15 protein-coding genes are annotated in these 17684 nt (G+C 65.0%); 4 read left to right on the forward strand and 11 right to left on the reverse strand.

Annotation, left to right across the window (positions count from 1 at the left end):
- Window positions 1–60: 60 nt before the first annotated feature.
- Window positions 61–1518 carry a multidrug transporter subunit MdtD gene (gene mdtD, locus BLW71_RS20200; RefSeq protein WP_091799618.1) on the reverse strand — a complete coding sequence of 486 codons (1458 nt, stop codon included), beginning with the start codon at window positions 1516–1518 and terminating at the stop codon, window positions 61–63.
- A 198-nt stretch (window positions 1519–1716) separates the two neighbouring features.
- A complete protein-coding gene (locus BLW71_RS20205) occupies window positions 1717–3135 on the reverse strand; it encodes an aminotransferase-like domain-containing protein (protein WP_091799621.1) in 1419 nt (472 codons plus the stop codon).
- 196 nt (window positions 3136–3331) lie between these two features.
- On the opposite strand from BLW71_RS20205, the gene BLW71_RS20210 reads away from it, so the two are divergent.
- The gene (locus BLW71_RS20210; RefSeq protein WP_091799624.1) at window positions 3332–3637 is read left to right on the forward strand and encodes a DUF2917 domain-containing protein; all 306 of its coding nucleotides are present in this window, start codon (window positions 3332–3334) and stop codon (window positions 3635–3637) included.
- A 36-nt stretch (window positions 3638–3673) separates the two neighbouring features.
- Here BLW71_RS20210 and BLW71_RS20215 read toward each other — a convergent pair whose 3' ends face one another.
- A complete protein-coding gene (locus BLW71_RS20215) occupies window positions 3674–4915 on the reverse strand; it encodes a citrate/2-methylcitrate synthase (protein WP_091799627.1) in 1242 nt (413 codons plus the stop codon).
- A gap of 116 nt (window positions 4916–5031) precedes the next feature.
- Between BLW71_RS20215 and BLW71_RS20220 the strand changes: the two genes are divergently transcribed.
- On the forward strand, window positions 5032–6423 hold the full coding sequence (locus tag BLW71_RS20220) for a CoA transferase (RefSeq protein WP_091799630.1): 1392 nt from the start codon (window positions 5032–5034) through the stop codon (window positions 6421–6423).
- Window positions 6424–6510: 87 nt separating this feature from the next.
- On the opposite strand, the gene BLW71_RS20225 is transcribed toward BLW71_RS20220, so the two are convergent.
- A complete protein-coding gene (locus BLW71_RS20225) occupies window positions 6511–7257 on the reverse strand; it encodes a GntR family transcriptional regulator (protein WP_091799633.1) in 747 nt (248 codons plus the stop codon).
- A 190-nt stretch (window positions 7258–7447) separates the two neighbouring features.
- Between BLW71_RS20225 and BLW71_RS20230 the strand changes: the two genes are divergently transcribed.
- Window positions 7448–8293 carry an aldo/keto reductase gene (locus tag BLW71_RS20230; protein WP_091799636.1) on the forward strand — a complete coding sequence of 282 codons (846 nt, stop codon included), beginning with the start codon at window positions 7448–7450 and terminating at the stop codon, window positions 8291–8293.
- Window positions 8294–8381: 88 nt separating this feature from the next.
- Here the strand turns inward: BLW71_RS20230 and BLW71_RS20235 are convergent, their stop codons facing one another.
- Together BLW71_RS20235 and BLW71_RS41715 are read right to left on the reverse strand one after the other, a co-directional pair.
- Window positions 8382–8903 carry a Rap1a/Tai family immunity protein gene (locus tag BLW71_RS20235; protein ID WP_091799639.1) on the reverse strand — a complete coding sequence of 174 codons (522 nt, stop codon included), beginning with the start codon at window positions 8901–8903 and terminating at the stop codon, window positions 8382–8384.
- A 301-nt stretch (window positions 8904–9204) separates the two neighbouring features.
- Complete coding sequence (locus BLW71_RS41715; RefSeq protein ID WP_177205071.1) at window positions 9205–9684, reverse strand: hypothetical protein; 480 nt, start codon at window positions 9682–9684, stop codon at window positions 9205–9207.
- A gap of 23 nt (window positions 9685–9707) precedes the next feature.
- Between BLW71_RS41715 and BLW71_RS41720 the strand changes: the two genes are divergently transcribed.
- Window positions 9708–10076 (forward strand): hypothetical protein, encoded by a 369-nt coding sequence (locus BLW71_RS41720; RefSeq protein WP_177205072.1) that lies wholly within the window; start codon window positions 9708–9710, stop codon window positions 10074–10076.
- 466 nt (window positions 10077–10542) lie between these two features.
- Here the strand turns inward: BLW71_RS41720 and BLW71_RS20255 are convergent, their stop codons facing one another.
- From BLW71_RS20255 to BLW71_RS20275, 5 genes are all read right to left on the reverse strand, one after another.
- A complete protein-coding gene (locus BLW71_RS20255) occupies window positions 10543–12726 on the reverse strand; it encodes an ABC transporter ATP-binding protein (RefSeq protein WP_091799644.1) in 2184 nt (727 codons plus the stop codon).
- Entirely contained in the window at window positions 12723–13616 is an 894-nt protein-coding gene (locus BLW71_RS20260; RefSeq protein WP_091799647.1) for an ABC transporter permease, read from the reverse strand. The genes BLW71_RS20255 and BLW71_RS20260 overlap by 4 nt, the downstream gene beginning before the upstream one ends.
- Window positions 13613–14623: an ABC transporter permease gene (locus BLW71_RS20265; protein ID WP_091799650.1), complete on the reverse strand. Its 1011-nt coding sequence runs from the start codon at window positions 14621–14623 to the stop codon at window positions 13613–13615. The genes BLW71_RS20260 and BLW71_RS20265 overlap by 4 nt, the downstream gene beginning before the upstream one ends.
- A gap of 37 nt (window positions 14624–14660) precedes the next feature.
- Window positions 14661–16325 (reverse strand): ABC transporter substrate-binding protein, encoded by a 1665-nt coding sequence (locus BLW71_RS20270; RefSeq protein ID WP_091801049.1) that lies wholly within the window; start codon window positions 16323–16325, stop codon window positions 14661–14663.
- A gap of 334 nt (window positions 16326–16659) precedes the next feature.
- Complete coding sequence (locus BLW71_RS20275) at window positions 16660–17679, reverse strand: HoxN/HupN/NixA family nickel/cobalt transporter (protein WP_091799653.1); 1020 nt, start codon at window positions 17677–17679, stop codon at window positions 16660–16662.
- Between the last annotated feature and the right edge of the window lie 5 nt (window positions 17680–17684).

Raw genomic sequence — 17684 nt, forward strand, 5'->3', positions numbered from 1 at the left:
TGGTGCGGCCCGCGCCCCGTTGCGGGTCGGCGGCGGAGCGCGCGGCTGGGGCGACACGTATCAGGTTCGTTCGGAAGGATCGGTCTTTTTCGCGGGCGTGCGGATGTCCGGCGACAGTTGCGCAAAGATCCACGACGAGCCTGCCGTGATGATGCCGACACACAGGAACGTCGCGTGAAACGCGGGCAGCGAATTGGCGGCCGTCACACGCGGCAACAGGCCTGTAAACGTGGCGAGCAGGGCGCCGGCCACGGTCACGCCCAGACTCATCGACAGCATCTGGACCAGTGAAAAGAGGCTGTTGCCGCTGCTCGCGCCGCCGGTGCCCAGGTCCTTGAGCGTCAACGTGTTCATTGCGGTGAACTGGATCGAGTTGACGCCGCCGAAGAACGCGAGTTGCACGAGCCGCAGCCATAGCGGCTGGTTGGCGGAGGTGAGCGCGAAGCTTGCCATCGTCAAGCCGACCAGCACCGTGTTGACAATCAGCACGCGGCGGTAGCTGTACTTGATGATCAACGTGGTCACGAGACGTTTGGATGCCATGCCCGCGGCCGCCACCGGCAGCATCATCATGCCGGCTTCGAAGGCGCTATAGCCGAGACTCACCTGCAATAGCAGAGGGATCAGATAGGGCATCGCGCCGCTGCCGATTCGCGCGAACAGATTGCCGAGCAGGCCGACGCTGAACGTGTGGATCTTGAAGAGGTCGAGCGAGAAAATCGGCGAAGGCTCGCGCACGGCGTGCAAGCCGTAGGCGACAAAGCAGGCGAGGCTCAGAATCAGCAGCACCAGCACCGTGGCATGCTGAATGCCTAATTCGGTACGGCCGTCGAGTGCGAACGAAATCGCCACCATGGCCACGATCAGCAGCAAGTAGCCTTTCATATCGAACTTGCCGACGTGCTCGTTGCGGCTGTCCGGCATGAAGATGAACGTAGCGATGCAACCGACGATACCCACCGGCACGTTGATCAGAAAGATCCAGTGCCAGGATGCGATCTTCACGAGCCAGCCGCCGAGCGTGGGGCCGATTAGCGGTCCGATGAGGCCCGGAATCGCCACGAATGAAAGCGCCGGCAAATAGCGCTCAGCCGGAAAGGTGCGCAACACCGCGAGGCGACCGACCGGCAATAGCATCGCACCGCCCACGCCTTGCATGATGCGGAAGGCCACGAGTTGATTCAGCGTGTGCGCGTTCGCGCACAACAACGAAGCGACCGCGAACACGAGGATCGCGCTGAAAAACACGCGGCGCGTGCCGAATTTGTCGGCGAGCCAGCCGGATACCGGGATCATCACGGCCATGGTCAGCGAATAGGCGATCACCACCGATTGCATGCGCAGCGGCAACTCGCCGAGGCTCGTCGCCATCGCCGGGAGCGCGGTGTTGACGATGGTCGAGTCGAGCGTCTGCATGAAGAAGCCGGTGGCGACGACCCACAGCATCACGGTGAGCGAGCGGGGCGAAGGCGCGCTGGGCGTAGTGGGCGCGAGGGCGGGCGGAGTCGGCGTGGACATGGAGGGCGGCTGGGCGCGCAGGACGGGCTGGGACTCGCTATTCTAGGGAAAAGCGCCGCGCGGCGCAGGGCGGGGAAGTCGCAGCGAGTCGGAAACGCGGCGATTGGTCACCCTGGCGCCTCGGTTCAGCGTCTCACTCCGAGCCCTCACTCCGAGGCCTCATTGCGGGGCTTCACCCCAAAACTTCACGCCGAGACCTCACCCCGAAGCCGGCAACGCCACCGCAGCACGAAAGAACGCTTGCGCACGTGGGTCGTTACCAAACGCGATATGAATTCTGGTCCACGGACTGACCTCCATATTCGGCCGGAAGTAGTTGCCCGGTACCACGGTCACGCCCAGCGGCGCACCGCACTCCACCAATCTTTCCGCATTGGCCACGTGCGGCACGCGAGCCCACACGAATTTGCCGCCCACAGGTTTGTCGAAAATGTCCCAGCCGACGTCTTCGAGCGTCTGAATCGTCGAGCCGAGCGCGTCGCGCATGCGCCGTCGCAGGCGTTCCAGATACTTGCGATAGGCGCCGCGTTCCAGCATCGACACGGCGACCGCTTCGGCAAAACGCGAGCCGCCGATGCTCGTCAGCATCTTGATATCGACCAGATCCTTGATGATCGCGTGGCTCGCCACCACACAACCGATCCTCAGCGACGACGACAGCGTCTTCGACAGGCCGCCCAGATAGATCACGTGTTCGAGCTGATCGAGCGTGGCCAGGCGGTCGGTGAGGTCGGTCTGAAAATCGGCGTAGATATCGTCTTCGATAATCGAGAACCCGTGCTCGCGCGCGAGCTGCAATAGCCGGAAAGCCACCTGCGGCGCGACTGTCGTGCCGGTCGGATTGTGGAACACGGTGTTGATGAACAGCAGCTTCGGCCGGTGCGACTTCAATTGCTCCTGCATCACGTCCAGGTCGGGACCGTTACGCGTGCGTGGAATGCCGATCAGCTTCACGCCATGCAGCTTCAGCAGTCCGTAGAGGTTGTAGTAGCCGGGGTCTTCGACAAAGATCGTGTCGCCTGGCTTGAGCATGTAGCGCATCAGCAGATCGAATGCCTGGCTTGCGCCATTGGTGATCAGGATCTGCGACGCGTCCGCCTGAATTCCCAACTGGCCGATGCGGCTTTGCAGGTGCTCGCGCAAAGTCAGGTTGCCGAGCGGGGTGGCGTAATCGACCATGCTCGCCGGGTCGGTGCGCGAGACGTGGCGGATCGCCTGCGCGATCCCATCCATGTCGCGCCACGCTTCGGGGATGAAGCCGCTACCCAGCTTGAGCGTTTCGCCGGGGTGGTTGAACTGCTGCAGGAGATGATCCGATTCGTCTTCGGCACGGCGCGGATCCGTCGTGCCCTGGCAATGCGTGCTCGCCGGCTGACGGTCGGAGACGTAAAAGCCCGAGCCGTGGCGCGAGTCGATATAGCCGAGCGACACCAGCCGGTCGTAAGCTTCGATCACCGGAAAGCGGCTCACGCCGTAGTCGGTGGCGAACTGGCGAATCGACGGCAGCTTCGAACCTGGGTGGGCGGTACGCGAGCGGATCCACGCCGTGACGCCCGTGACGATCTGCTCGGTCAGCGGCACGCCGTTGTCCCGATCAAGCTGGATTTCGAGTTTCATGCGGATCTCTTCCTTCGCCGGACAGCAGGGCGGGCGCGCACGGGCTTTCCACTCGCGAACGACACGCGGTTCACGCCAACTGTCCGGTTTTTTGACTGAACAGTTCCGACCAAAGTGTTCGGAACTGTGCATGGGTATCCGATCATCGCACGTCAATAATCGGTACAACAGAAAAGCTCTTTGAAGGAGAAATGCGATGCGTGAAGTCCGGATTTTCGAATTGGAACATGGCGAGCCCGCGTCGGCCTGGCGTGTCGCGCGTCCGTCGATCTTCAAGGTGATCTCGGGCGAGATCTGGCTGACCGTCGAGGGTGACAGCGAGGATCACTGGCTCGCCGCCGGCGAGTCGATCGAGTTGCCGCGCCGGGTTGTGGCGTGGATCAGCGCGGGGCAGACCGGCGCGCGGTTTGCGCTGGCAAGCGGTTCCGAGCGTCCCGCCAACAGGCCGGCTTCGGGGTTCTCGGTGCTGAGCTGGCTGCCGCGCTGGCTGGGCGCGGCCTGACGGTTCGTTGAGCATCTGCACCAAGGGCGCTGCGCCTCAATTCGGCCCGGCCGCCTCGTATTCCCCGATGTAGCGCGCCCGCGGCCGGATCAACCGGCCGTCGCGCGCCTGTTCCATGGCGTGGGCAATCCAGCCGACGGTCCGGCCTACCGCGAACAGCGTGAAGGCGCTGCCGGCCGGCAACGCCAGCACCCGCTCGATGGCGGCGAGCGCGAAGTCCAGAGTCGGCTCCGCGCCGGTCGTGTCGCGTACCGCGCGAGCCAATCCGAGCACATCCGCTAACGGCGAACGAGCCGGCGCGCAGTCGGCGAGCATGGCGAGCAGCAGCCGCGCACGAGGGTCGCCCTCCGGATAAAGCGGATGACCAAAGCCCGACAGGATTGGCCCATGCACGCCGTTTTCATGACGCGCGAGCCGGTTCGCCAGATAACGGTCGAGATCGGGCGCGCGCGACGCTTCTTCGAGTAGCGCGGCGATGCGCACCGTTTCGCCACCATGACGCGGACCCGACAAAGCGGCGAGGCCGCCCGCCACCGCGCCGAACAGATGCGCTCCTGTCGACGTGATACAGCGCACCGTGAAGGTCGATGCGTTCAACTCGTGATCCGCGCACGCCACCAGCGCCGCGCGCAGCAAGTTGGCCTGCTGGCGGTTGCGCACCTGCCACGTTGAAGCGAGTTGCCGGTGCAGCGGCTCGTTCGACGGCGCCGCCGAGATCATCGCGGCAGCCAGCAGACGCGTGACGGCGCAAGCCGTATCGAGTTGCGCGTCACGCCCGAGCGCCCACACCCGCGGCATTTGCGCCGCCGCGGCCGGCAACAGCACGAGCGCGCGATCGAGCGGCGTGCTGTCGCTCCACAGCTTGAGCCACGCGGCCCACTGCGCGGTCGCGAACGGCACGGCCGGCGCATCGGCGATCCGCTTCACGCTGCATTCCCACAGCAGCGCGGCGACGTCCTCCAGCGACGCGCTTCGCGCCAGTTCCATGGCGTCGTGCCCGCGATACAGCAGACGGCCCTCGGCGACCAGCGTGATCGACGATTCGAGCACCGGCACGCCCCAATCCAGCACCTTCTGCGCGACCTTGCCCGCGCGCTTGCCGTCTTCCTTGCGACGCGCGAGGCGGCGCACTTCGCCGGCGTCGTAGAGACGATGCTTGCCTTGCGCATCCGGCGACGAACTCAGCATGCCTCGGCTCACATAGGCGTAGAGCGTCGGCAAGCTGATGCCGAGCGCGGCGGCGGCTTCAGCGGCGGTGAGGGAATTCGAGGTCGGCATGGGAAAGGACGGAAACCGAAGAAATCAATATATATTGATTATCATAATCAAGATTGATTGCAACGTCGCGGACTTCTAGACTCGGCTCACTTCCTCCCGCTCCGTGATGAAACGCCATGACGCCCGAACTTGCTCTCAAACATATCTGGACGCTTGCCGGATGCGACCCGACTGCGCTGAGGTCGGTTACGCTGACCGGCGCCGATCCTGGTTTGCCATCGGTCTACCGGGTCGGCAGCCTGGCCTCGGCGAGCATCGCCGCGACCGGACTGGCGGCCGCGGAATATCACCGTCTGCGCACGGGCCGGCGGCAACACGTGACGGTGGAGATGCGACGTGCGTTGGCATCGTTTCGCAGCGAACGTTATTTGCGAATCAACGACGGGCCGCCGCCTGCCCTGCGCGATCCGGTCATGGGTTTCTACGAGACACGCGACGGCCGCTGGATTCAGCTGCATACGAACTTCCCGCATCACTTGCAGGGTGTACTGACGGTGCTCGGCTGCGCGAACGATCGGGAGGCGGTGGCCTCGGCGATTCGCGGTTGGGACGGTGCGACGCTCGACCAGACGCTCGCCGACGCGGGCCTATGCGCCGCATTGATTCGCACGCCGCAAGAGTGGGCCGCGCTCGATCAGGCGAAAGCGATTGCGAGCTTGCCGCTCTTCGAGATCGAGCGCATCGGCGACGCGCCGGTCGAGCCGCCGCGTCAGCGCGGCGCGGACCGGCCGCTGGCGGGCGTGCGCGTGCTGGATCTGTCGCGCATCATTGCCGGGCCTGTCGCCGGCCGCGCGCTCGCGCAGCATGGCGCGGACGTGTTGATGATCAACGGGCCGCATCTGCCGAATATCGCGCCGCTGGTGATCGACAACGGACGCGGCAAGCGTTCGGCGCTCGTCGATCTGCGCGAGCCGGCGGGGTGCGAGGCGTTGCGGGCTCTCGCCGGCGACGCCGATGTATTTCTCCAGGCCTATCGCCCGGGGGCGCTGGCCGCGCGCGGTTTCGGTGCCGAGGAGATGGCGCGTGTGCGGCCAGGGATCGTCTACGTTTCGGTGTCGGCCTACGGTCACGAGGGGCCTTGGGCACAGCGGCGCGGGTTCGACAGTCTGGTCCAGTCGGCGAGCGGAATTGCCTTTACCGAGCGGCAGGCGGCAGGGTGGAACGAGCCTAAGCATCTGCCGTGTCAGGCGCTGGATCATGCGACCGGCTATCTGGCTGCCTTCGGTGCGATGGCCGGGTTGGCGCGGCGGGCTACTGAAGGGGGAAGCTGGCATGTGCGCGTCTCGCTCGCACAAACAGGCCGGTGGTTGCAGTCGTTCGGGCAGATGCCCGAGGGTTGGAAAGCGCCCGACGTCGCGCTCGAAGATGTGCGCGATTGTCTCGCAACCGTGGAGTCGGAGTTTGGAAGTGTGCTGGGCGTGCAGCCGGCCGAAGTGCTGGATGAGACGCCTGCGTATTTTGCGCTGCCGCCGACCCGAGTGGGCGCACATGAGGCAGCGTGGGTGTGAGAGCTAAAGTGCTTGCGAGGGCGTGAACGGAAACTGCGCGGAAACTGCCCGGCAAACAACCCGCCCACGGCACGAAGACTTGAAAACCTACTTCCTCAATTCCGCCACGAAGTCGTAGTAATCGTTGCGGCAGTAAGTGTCGGTCAACTCGATAGCCCGTTGGTCGGCGGTGTAGCCCACGCGCGTGATCAGCAGCAGCGCCTCGTTCGGGGCGATGCTCATCTGCTGCGCGATTTCCTCGCTCGCGTTCACCGCGCGAAAATGCTGGAGCGCGCGGACAATCGACAGACCGCGATTCTCGAGGTACGTGTAAAGCGAATCGCCGATTGCTTGAGGATCGGGAATCACCGCGGCGGGGAACGTGGAATTCTCCACCGCCATCACGATGCCGTCGGCCAGTCGCAAGCGCCGCAAACGCGTGACCGCCGCGGCCGGCGACAAGCCGAGCTGAATCACTTCGTCGCGGTTCGCCGGCAGGATTTCGCGCGACAGCCACTTCGAACTCGGTGTAAAACCCCGCCGCCGCAGCATTTCGCTGAAGCTCGACAGACGCGACAGCGGATCTTCGTAGCGCGGCGTGATGAAACTGCCTGCGCCCTGCGTGCGCCGAATCAGACCCTGCTCGACCAGCAAGGCAATGGCCTTGCGTGAAGTGATCCGCGATACGCCCAGCGCCTCCGAGAGCACGCGTTCCGAGGGCAGCGCCTCGCCGGCGTTCCAGCGGTTCTCGTGGATGGCGGCGCCGAGCTTGCGAGCAAGTTGCAGGTATAGCGGCGTGTCGTTTTCCGGGTCCGGGCGCAGGTCGCGCCAGCGGTCTTCCGAGGCAGAGGTCATGGAGCTCACGCAAGAAGGGCAAGGGGCAATTCTATGACATCGGCGCGCTGCGTTATAGCGGGCTTTTGCCTGGTGCCCGATCCAATGCCCATCGAACCGCTAAACTCGTCGCTATGTTGTTCGTGGCATGCGCCGCGCATTCACCTGCGCCGCGGCATTGCCGACCATTGAGCCACTTCGAGGAGTCAGCATGACGAGCGATATCGCAAGCGTGAGCCTGCCCGACGGCGCACGCATTCCGAAACTGGGGCAGGGCACCTGGGAGATGGGGGAAATACCGGCGCGGCGGGCCGCTGAAATCGACGCGCTGCGCTGCGGCGTCGAACTCGGCATGACGTTGATCGACACGGCGGAAATGTATGGTGATGGCGCGACCGAATCGCTGCTGGGCGCCGCGCTGAACGGGTTGCGCGACAAGGTGTTTCTGGTCAGCAAGGTGTATCCGCATAACGCCAGCCGGCGCGGCGTGATCGCGGCCTGCGAGCAGAGCCTCAAGCGTTTGCAGACGGAGCAGCTCGATCTGTATCTGCTGCACTGGCGCGGCTCGGTGCCGCTCGCGGAAACGGTCGAGGGCTTCGAGGCGTTGCGGCGGGCGGGCAAGATTCGCCATTGGGGCGTCAGCAATTTCGACACCGAGGACATGGAAGAACTCGCCGACACGCCGGGCGGCGATGCTTGCGCGACCAATCAGATTCTCTACAACGTGGCGCGGCGCGGGCCGGAATTCGATCTGCTGCCGTGGCTCGCCGCGCGCAAGATGCCGGCCATGGCGTACAGCCCGATCGATCACGCCCGCTTGCCGAAACGTTCACCGCTTGACGATATTGCCGACGCGCGCGGCGTCTCCGTGTTCCAGGTGGCACTCGCATGGGTGTTGCTCAAGCCCGGCGTGTTCGCGATTCCGAAGGCGGGGCGGGTCGAGCATGTGCGCGACAACCACCGCGCGTCGCAGCTGCAACTCGGCGCCGATGAGCTTGCCGCTATCGACGCTTACTTCAAGCCGCCACGCGGCAAGCGTCCGCTAGAAATGCTGTAAGCGCGGCGATCGTCTGGTGCGCAACAGGCCGCTGCAGGCGTGTCATCGATTCGGATTGACATGCAACGGCCACGCTGCGTGCGAGCGATCAATTGCAGCTGTGGTGCATGTGCACGGAGCCCAGCACCGCGACTTCGGCGGGGGTGTGCTTGAGCGAATCTTCGTTGACCTGGGCGGCGTCCGCGACGAATTCGTCGACGATCGACGACACCTGCGTATTGCGCAGACACAGCGAGACGCGCTGCGTTTCATTGGCCGGCAGGGCGGCGCGCTGACCGAGGAACAGCACGCCGTACTGATAGCCGTGGATGATGCCGCGAATTGCGCCGACACATTGGCCTTGCGCGACGTTGTCGTTTTTCTGCTTGCAGGTCTGCACGAGCGAATAGGCGGAGAAAGTGGGATCGACTGGCGGTGCGGCTTGTGACAGCGTCGGCGACAGTGGCTGTGCGGCTTGTGCCCCTTGCGCTGTTTGCGCCGTCTGTGCCGTCTGTGCGGGAGTTTTTTGCGCCGGCATCTGCGCATGAGCGAGCGATGCGAGGCCGAGCGCGGCGGCCATCAACAGGCCGGAGGCCGCGTGTGCCGCGGAGGGTAGGGTATTTCGTTGCATGTTGTGGTGCCCTCATATCGAACGTTGAATCTGATATGAGGCGATCGCCCCGGTTTGGTTCCGGTCCCGCGCTGATGCGCGGCCGATTGTTCGAGTTATGGCCGCGCCGCGGGCGCGTTCGCTGAGCATGTGCTGGATGGGCGTCACGGCGGCGTACCGGCCCGCTTAGGTGGAACGTCCGGAAAGACCGGCCTCGGGCGGTGACGCTCGACCGGGGGATCGAGACATCACCGCCGATGCCGGCGAACAGCGAACGGTATGCCGGAGAATGCCGTTAGCGGGAGCAGGGCGCGGGGGCCCCCTACTCGTGGAGCGGGCGACTGCTAGTGCCCGTTCCCTCCGCCGTTGCCACCACCGTTCCCGCCGCCGCCCTTGCCCCCGTGACCGCCGCCGAAGCCTCCGCCAAAGCCGCCGCCGAAACCGCCACCGAAGCCGCCGCCAAAACCACCACCCTTACCACCGCCGAAACCACCGCCAAAGCCACCCCCTTTACCACCACCTGCGCCGGCGCCGCCGCTGGAGCCTCCGCAACCGCAGCCGCCGCTCCCGCCGCCGCCGCTGCTTCCACCGCCACTGCTTCCACCGCCGCTGCTTCCACCGCCGCTGCTTCCACCGCCACTGCTTCCGCCGCCGCTGCTTCCACCGCCACTGCTTCCACCGCCGCTGCTTCCACCGCCACTGCTTCCACCGCCGCTGCTTCCACCGCCACTGCTACCGCCGCCGCTGCTTCCACCGCCACTGCTACCGCCGCCGCTGCTGCTACCGCCACCACTGCTCCCATTGCCACTTCCGCTGCCGTTCCCCTTGCCACTCCCGCTCGCGCCTGAGTTGCCGCTGCCTGAACCCGCCGACCCGGCCGCACCACCCGCGCTGCCGTTCGCACCAGCGCCACTGTTGCCCGAGCTCGCCGCACCGTTGCTGGCACTGCCACCGCCACGAGGAGCGCATCCACTGATGTTGGCGCTGTTGCAGTCGTGCGGCCGAAATACCAGGGCGGCGTCGTCGGCGGCGGTCGACTCGCCGGCTGCGGCGCCCGTCGTCAGTCCGGCTGGCGCCGCGCTGTCGTCCTGCGCGAGTTGCGCCACGCTATGCACAGCGCTGGCCGGCAGCGGCGCTTCGGCGAGCACGATCCACTGGGGGATCACATCCGTCGAGGCCGGATACGCGACCTGAGTCGCCAGAGCAACCACGCCCGCTACGATCGCAGTATCGCGTATAACCCCGCAGTAGTACTGATTGAATCTTGTGGTCTTCATCACGTCTCTCCCGAGGGAGCGATGGCGCCTCGTTGCCGCCATCTGTCACCCTGAGTCTGCGACGGCGGGTCGGTCTGCACGCTGGCCTCGTCGCCCCCGAGTGCGTCTTGCCGACGCCGGTCAATCACCCATTGCTATTTTTGCCTACGCCGCTCTTCCGCTTTGCCGCCCGTCGCTCGTCGCCCAATACCGCGCCGCTTCTGCCTATGTCTCCAGTCTCTCTGGTTTCGCTGTCTGGTCAGTACTTAGCGATATCCATGCCATTGACCGCAAAGCCTTGAGGTCACGAGTGCCGGATAGGGATGTGCGATGCGCACGAGGGAAAAACAGGCGAAAACGTTTCGGCGATGAAACGTGCGGCCGCGAGGCCGCATCACGTGGCGCTATTCGTTGCGCCCGGCATTCTCGGACGCGTTTTCCGAGCCGTTGCCCGGGATCTTCCTGGCGGCGTGATCCGCATCATCGCGAGAAACGGCTTGCAGTGCACGCAATTCATCGACAGGAATGTGGCAACGGATTCGATGCGCGGACGGCCCTGTGGTGTTGCCCACAGCGGCGTCGAGGAAAGGCGGATCCTGCTGTTCGCAGATCGCGCCGAGCTTACGCGGGCAGCGTGTGTGGAACACGCAGCCCGACGGCGGCGATGCCGCGCTCGGCAGCTCGCCAAAGAGCCGGATGCGGGTTGTGCCGCCGTGGCCATCGAGCGTCGGTACCGAAGACAGCAGCGCTTCGGTATAAGGATGATGCGGTCCGCCAAACACCTCTGCCGCCGGTCCGATCTCCAGCAGCCTGCCCAGATACAGCACGGCGATGCGATCCGACAGATAGCGCACCACATGCAGATCGTGCGAGATGAAAACGTAACTCACGCCGCGTTCGCGTTGCAGATCGGCCAGCAGGTTCAGAATCGCGGCCTGCACGGAGACGTCGAGTGCGGAAGTCGGTTCGTCGCAAACCACCACGCGCGGCTCGCCTGCAAACGCGCGAGCTATCGCCACGCGCTGCTTGAGTCCGCCGGACAGTTGCCGCGTGCGCGAGCCGAGATAGCGCTGCGGCAATCGCACGGCCGCCGCCAGCGAGGCGAGCCGTTCATCGATTGCCGGCCCGCGCAGCGTAGTGAGGCGCGACAGCGCGCGGCCGATCAGCCGTTTCACCGAATGCGCGCGATTGAGCGCCGAGTCCGGGTTCTGGAAAACGATCTGCAGCGACTTGACCTGAGCGTCGTTGCGCCGTGTAACGCGCGCGGCGAGCGGTGCACCGTCGAGTTCGAGCACGCTGCCCGGATCCGGTGTGAGCAGGCCGAGCATCAGCTTGGCAAGCGTTGTCTTGCCGCTACCTGATTCGCCGACGAGGCCGAGCGTTTCGCCGCTGGCGAGATCGATCGAAACATTGTCGACGGCGCGCAGCGGAGTGCCGGACACATGGAACGTCTTCGAGAGGTTTTGCGCGCGCAGCACGATAGCCGGACGCTTGCCGTCGATCGGCGCACCGTCGTGCTCGGGCAGCGTTTGCGCGCTCGCACGCGGCAATTCGATCGCGCGTTCGTGGTAATGGCAGCGCGACATCTGATCGCCGTGCGCGGCGCCAACGCGATGCGGCGGCGGCGCCTCGCGGCGGCAGCGGTCGTCGGCGAGGCGGCAGCGGTCCGCGTAAATGCAGCCCTGCGTCACCGAACCCGGCAACGGCAGGCTGCCGGCAATCGTGTCGAGCCGCTCGCTATCTTTGCTGCGTCCGGCCGTGGGCAGACAACGCAACAGTCCGACCGTATAGGGATGGCGCGGCCGCGTGAAGACATCTTGCGTCGCGCCTTCTTCGACCAGCTTGCCCGCGTAAAGCACGCCGACGCGTTCGCACATGCGCCCGATCACCGCGAGGTTGTGGCTGATGAAGAGCACGGCCGTGCCGAGTTCCGCGCGCAACTGCGCAACGAGGTCGAGCACTTCGGCTTCGACAGTAGCGTCGAGCCCGGTAGTCGGTTCATCGAGAATCAGCAGCGCGGGGTTCGAGGCGAGCGCCATGGCGATCACCACGCGCTGTTGCATGCCCCCCGACAATTGATGAGGATAGCTGTCCATCACGCGCTCGGGCGCGGCGATGCGCACCCGCCGCAGCATGTCAAGCGTGCGCCGCAAAGCTTCGTCGCGCGCGACGCCGGCGGCTTCGAATGCCTCGGAGACTTGCCGCGCGACTGTCAGCGACGGATTCAGCGCGCGCCCCGGGTCCTGATAGACCATCGAAATCGCTTTGGCGCGCATGTTGCGTAGCGCGTCGGCGTCGAGCTTCTGCACGTCCTCGCCGGCAATGATGATCTTGCCGGCCTTCACTTTGCCGTTGCGCGGCAGATAGCGCAGCGTCGCCATCGCGACGGTCGACTTGCCGCAACCCGACTCGCCGACGAGACCATACGCTTCGCCGCGCCGCACGCGAAACGAAATGTCCTGCAGCACCTCGCGATCGCGTCCGCGCATGCGGTACGTGACCGTCAGTCCGATGACGGTCAGCGCATCCGTGCGATCGCTCTTCGAAACGTCGAAGGCGGGGAACGAGGAGGGCGGCGGGCCGTTCATTCGAGCACGCCTTGCACGCTGTCGGCGATCAGATTCATGCCGACCACCAGGCTCGCAATCGCGCCGGCCGCGAACACCACGGTCCACCACGCGCCGCCCGCCATTAGCGTGTACGACTCGGACAGCGCGAGACCCCAGTCGGCCGACGGCGGCTGAATGCCGAAGCCGAGAAACGACAGCGTGGCGACCGCGAAGATCGCGTAACCGAGCCGCACCGTCGCTTCGACGATGATGGGTGGCAGCACGTTCGGCAGAATCTCGGCGAACATGATGTAGGGGGCGCGCTCGCCGCGCAGTTGCGCCGCCGCGACGTAGTCGAGATGCCGTTCGGCGAACACGGCGGCGCGCACGGTGCGCGCGGTGATCGGCGTGAAGGTGACGCCGATCACGAGGATGACCGTGAAGTTCGACGCGCCGACCGCGGCCAGCGCGAGCAGCGCGACGATCACGAGCGGCAGCGCGAGCACGGCGTCGATCGCGCGTCCGACCACGTTGTCGACCCAGCCTTCAAAGTAGCCGACGATCAATCCCAGCGCCGTGCCCGCCACCGTGCCGAGCAGCGTGGCGAGCGGCGCAATGGTGAGGATGTCGCGCGCACCGACGATCACGCGCGAGAACACGTCGCGGCCGAGTTGATCGGTGCCGAACCAGTGCGTGCTGTCAGGCGGCGTCAGCGAGTTGAGCGGATCGGACGCGTAAGGGTCGATGCGCACGATCCATTGCCCGGCGATGGCGCAAACGATCCACCACGCGACGATCACCACGCCCACCACGAACGTGGGCGAGCGCAGCAGCACACGCAACTGGTCGAAGCGCGGCTCGGTAGCCGGGCCTGGAGTTGGACTCGGCCCCGGAGTCGGCGGCGCGGCCGGCGGAACGATGGCGCTCATTCGGCGCTCCTCACCCGCAGCCGCGGATTGAGCAGGACATGCAGCGCATCCGCGACGAGATTGGCAGCGGTATAGACCACGCCGATTGTCAGTACGCCTGCTTCGAGCATCGGAAAGTCCTTGGCCTTGGCGGCGTTGTAGATCAGCGAGCCGATGCCCTGATAGTGGAACAGCGTCTCGACCACCACGAGGCCGCCGATCATATAACCGAGTTGCGTGGCGGCGACCGTGATGGTGGGCAGCAACGCGTTGCGCAACACATGCCGCCAGATCACGATATGACGCGGCAGGCCTTTGAGAATCGCCGTGCGTGTGTAGTCGGCATCGAGTGCCTCGACGGTGCCGGCGCGCGCCATTCTCGCTATGTAGCCGAAGAACACCAGTACGAGCGGCAACACCGGCAGCACCAGATGACGCAACTGTTCGAGTGCGCTCGCTTCGGGCGGATACGACGCTTCGATCGGCAACCAGCGCAGCCACACCCCGAACACCAGGATCAATACGATCGACGACACGAATTCCGGCACCACCGTCGCCGACAGTCCCGCGATGCTGATCGTGCGATCGAGCCAGCGTCCCGCGTGCATAGCCGACCACACGCCGCCCGCAATGCCGAGCGGCACGACCACGATGAACGCGAGCAAACCGAGCTTGGCGGAATGCGCGAGCGCGTCGGCGATAAACGGTCCGACCGGCTCGCGATACGCATACGAGAGGCCCATATCGCCGCGCACGAAATGCGAAATCCACTCGATGTATTGCGTCGTTAGCGGACGGTCCGCGCCGAGTTGATGATTGAGCGCGGCGACCGCGCGCGCATCGGCGAGCGGGCCGAGCACCGCGCGGCCGATGTCGCCGGGCAGCAGTTGTCCACCCGCGAAGACGATCACCGACAGCAGCCATAGCGTGATCAACGACAAGCCGACACGCGTCGCCAGAAACCGCACGACGCGGCCCGCGTTGCCGCTCGACGCAGGCGGTGCGGAAGGGGTCACCGTGGTCGACATCGTGCTCTCCTGCCGAATGCGCGCGGGCGCTTCACCATTACGCGCTCAACACCGCGCGGTCGAAATAGAGTTGCGCGAGCGCGGTGAAGCGCACGCCGTTCACGCCCTTGCGCATGGCGATCAGTTGATCGTAGAAGAATGGAATGATGATGGGCGTTTCATCGAGCAGCAGTGTCTGGATCTGCCCGGAGATTTTCTTCTGCGAGCCGAGATCGACGGCGGCGACGAATTGCGCGACCAGTTGATCGTATTGCGGATTCTTGAAGTGCGCCGCGTTCCACGTGCCGGTGCTGGTGAGCGGCGCATTCAGGAAAACGTTCGGCACGCCGCGATGACCGTAGTCGGTAATGCCGAGCGGCGAGTCGAGCCAATCCGATTTACCCGGCGTGCCCGCGCCGTAATACAGCGACTGGCTTTCGACCTTCAGATTGATACGTACACCAATGGCTTTCGCCGCGTTCTGCACGACCACCGCGAGATCGGGAATCTCCATGTATTTTTCGGTGGTCAGCGTCACGTCGAAGCCGTTCGGCACACCCGCTTGCGCAAGCAATTGCTTCGCCTTCGCGACGTCGATCTTGCGTTGCGCAACACCTGCATCCGACGAAGGAAACACCGGCGCGAACGGACTGTCGTTGCCAAGTTGCGCGCGACCTTTGAAGAGGCCTCGCACCAGCACGTCGCGATCGAGCGACAACGCCAGCGCCTGGCGCACACGCTTGTCCTTGAACAGCGGATTGTCGTTGCGCATGTGAATCTGCCGGTGCGCGCTCGACTTCACGCCCACGGCCTTGTAATCCGGATTGTTCAGAATGCCGGCGCCACCCTGCACGGTGAAGGTGCCCATCACGTCGGCCTGATGGCCTTGCAGTGCGAGCAGTTGAGCCTGTTCGTCGGCGTAGAAGGAGAACTGTACGCGTTGCGGTAACGCTTTGTCGCCCCAGTAATCGGGATTGCGCACGAACGACGCGCCGACCTTCGCCTGATACTTTTCAAGCTTGAACGGACCCGTGCCGATGAAGCTCTTTTCATACCCACCCGCGTAGTTCGCAGGCAGAATCACGGCGTTGTAATTGTCCGAAGAAACGTAATACGGGAAGTTGCCGTTCGGCGCATCCAGATGAAACGCGACCGTGTGGTCGTCGACCACTTTGGCGCCGCCTTTGGACAGCACGCCCTTGAGTACGGAAAGCGCCGCCGAGCCGCTCGCCGGATCGGCGAGACGGTCGAACGTGGCGACCACGTCTTTGGCGGTGAACGTTTGGCCGTCGTGGAACTTGACGTTCGGACGCAGCTTGAAGGTCCACACGTCGCCCTTGTCGTTCGGCTTCCACGACAGCGCGAGTGCCGGTTTCAGCACGAGCTTTTCGCCGTCGTCGTCGATCAGGAATTCGCCGGTCTGGTTCAGCAGCGCAAGACTGGCGGCGTCCGTCACGGTGAGCGGATCGACCGCGCCGGCAGGCGTCAGGTGCGCGACACGAATGGTCTGATTCGACGCGGCCGCGGTGCCTTGCGCACGCGCTTGCGGCGCATTCAGCACGCCGCCGCCGGCCAGCGACAAACCGATCACGCTGGCATAGCGCAGCAGATCGCGCCGCGTAACGCGGCCGGCGAGGAATTCGTCGATGGCGTGGTTGCCGTAGGCGTCGGCGGTGAGGCGGGCTGCGTCGAGTGCGGGAAGTCGGTTCGCGGGAGTCTTCATCGATGGAGTGTCCAGTCCGTTCTGTTGCCGGTTCTGAAGGGCCGCGCCGATGCGCGACATGGTGAAGCTATTGCAATGACGAAAGCGGCAATGCGAAGCGGTCTCAGTGTAAGCGATTGCTCATGGATTCGGCGCGCTTGCGGCGCCGCGAGGTTCACGATTCGCGGATAAAAGGGCCGCTGTGTATCGTCATCACAACGCTCGACGCTCCTGTGGCGCGAGGCATGCCCGGTTCCCATGCGGCGAGCGGATGATGTACTCGCCGCCGCAGCAACGCGATGGCCGATGCCACGATGGAAACGTTACCGATCGCGGTACGTAAAAGCTGTTGGATTTACCGCGCGAGCGCGCCCGGACGCCGCCAGCGATGGAACAGCACCGAGCCGATCCAGCACGCCATGAACACGGCGACGATGCCGTAACCCAGCATGCCGAAGCGTTCGTTCACGCTGGCGATCGCATCCCACAAGCCGCCGTTCAGACCGAGCTTGTCCGACAGCAGACCCAACGCTTCGACGCCGCCGATCACTATCGCCACCACCGCCGACACGAACGTGATGCTCGCGTTGTAGTAGAGCTTGCGTTTCGGGTCGTCCATGGCCCAGCCGTAGGCGTGGACCATCAGCACGTTATCGGTCGAATCCACCAGCGTCATGCCTGCGGTGAAGAGGGCGGGAAACACCAGAATCGAATAAAGCGGCAGACCTTTACCCGCTTCCGATGCGGCGATCGCCAGCAAGCCGATTTCGGTTGCGGTATCAAAGCCGAGGCCGAACAGCACGCCAACAGGGTACATGTGCCAGCTTTTCGTCACGAGCCTGAAGAGCGGGCGCAACGCGCGCGACAGCAGACCCGCCGGCGCAATCGAATCCGCCGTTTGAGCAGGCAATTCGCCGCTCTGTTGGACGAGCCGATAGCGGCGCCAGACATCACGCAAAATCACGAGATTGACGGCGGCCAGCACCAGCAGGAAGCTCGCGGAGACGAGCGTGCCGATCGTGCCGCCTACTGCCTTGAATGACTCGAAACGGCCGTGCAGCGAATGCGCGGTCCACGCTATGCCGATCGTCGCCACGATCACGATCGTCGAATGCCCCAGCGAAAACGACAGCCCGACGCCGAGCGGCCGCTTGCCGGCCTGCATGAGCTTGCGCGTAACGGCGTCGATTGCCGCGATGTGATCGGCGTCGACCGCATGGCGCAGGCCGAAGCCATAAGCAAGCAGCGCCGTGCCGAGCAATAGCGGGTAATGGCGAAACGCGATCAGCGCCCACGCCCATGCGCCGAGATTGGCGGCGATCAGCACGGCGTATAGGGTGAAAAGGCGAGAGCGCAGCGAAGCGGTCGGCGTCATGAGTC

The organism is Burkholderia sp. WP9 (genome assembly GCF_900104795.1).
Taxonomy (GTDB): Bacteria; Pseudomonadota; Gammaproteobacteria; order Burkholderiales; family Burkholderiaceae; genus Paraburkholderia.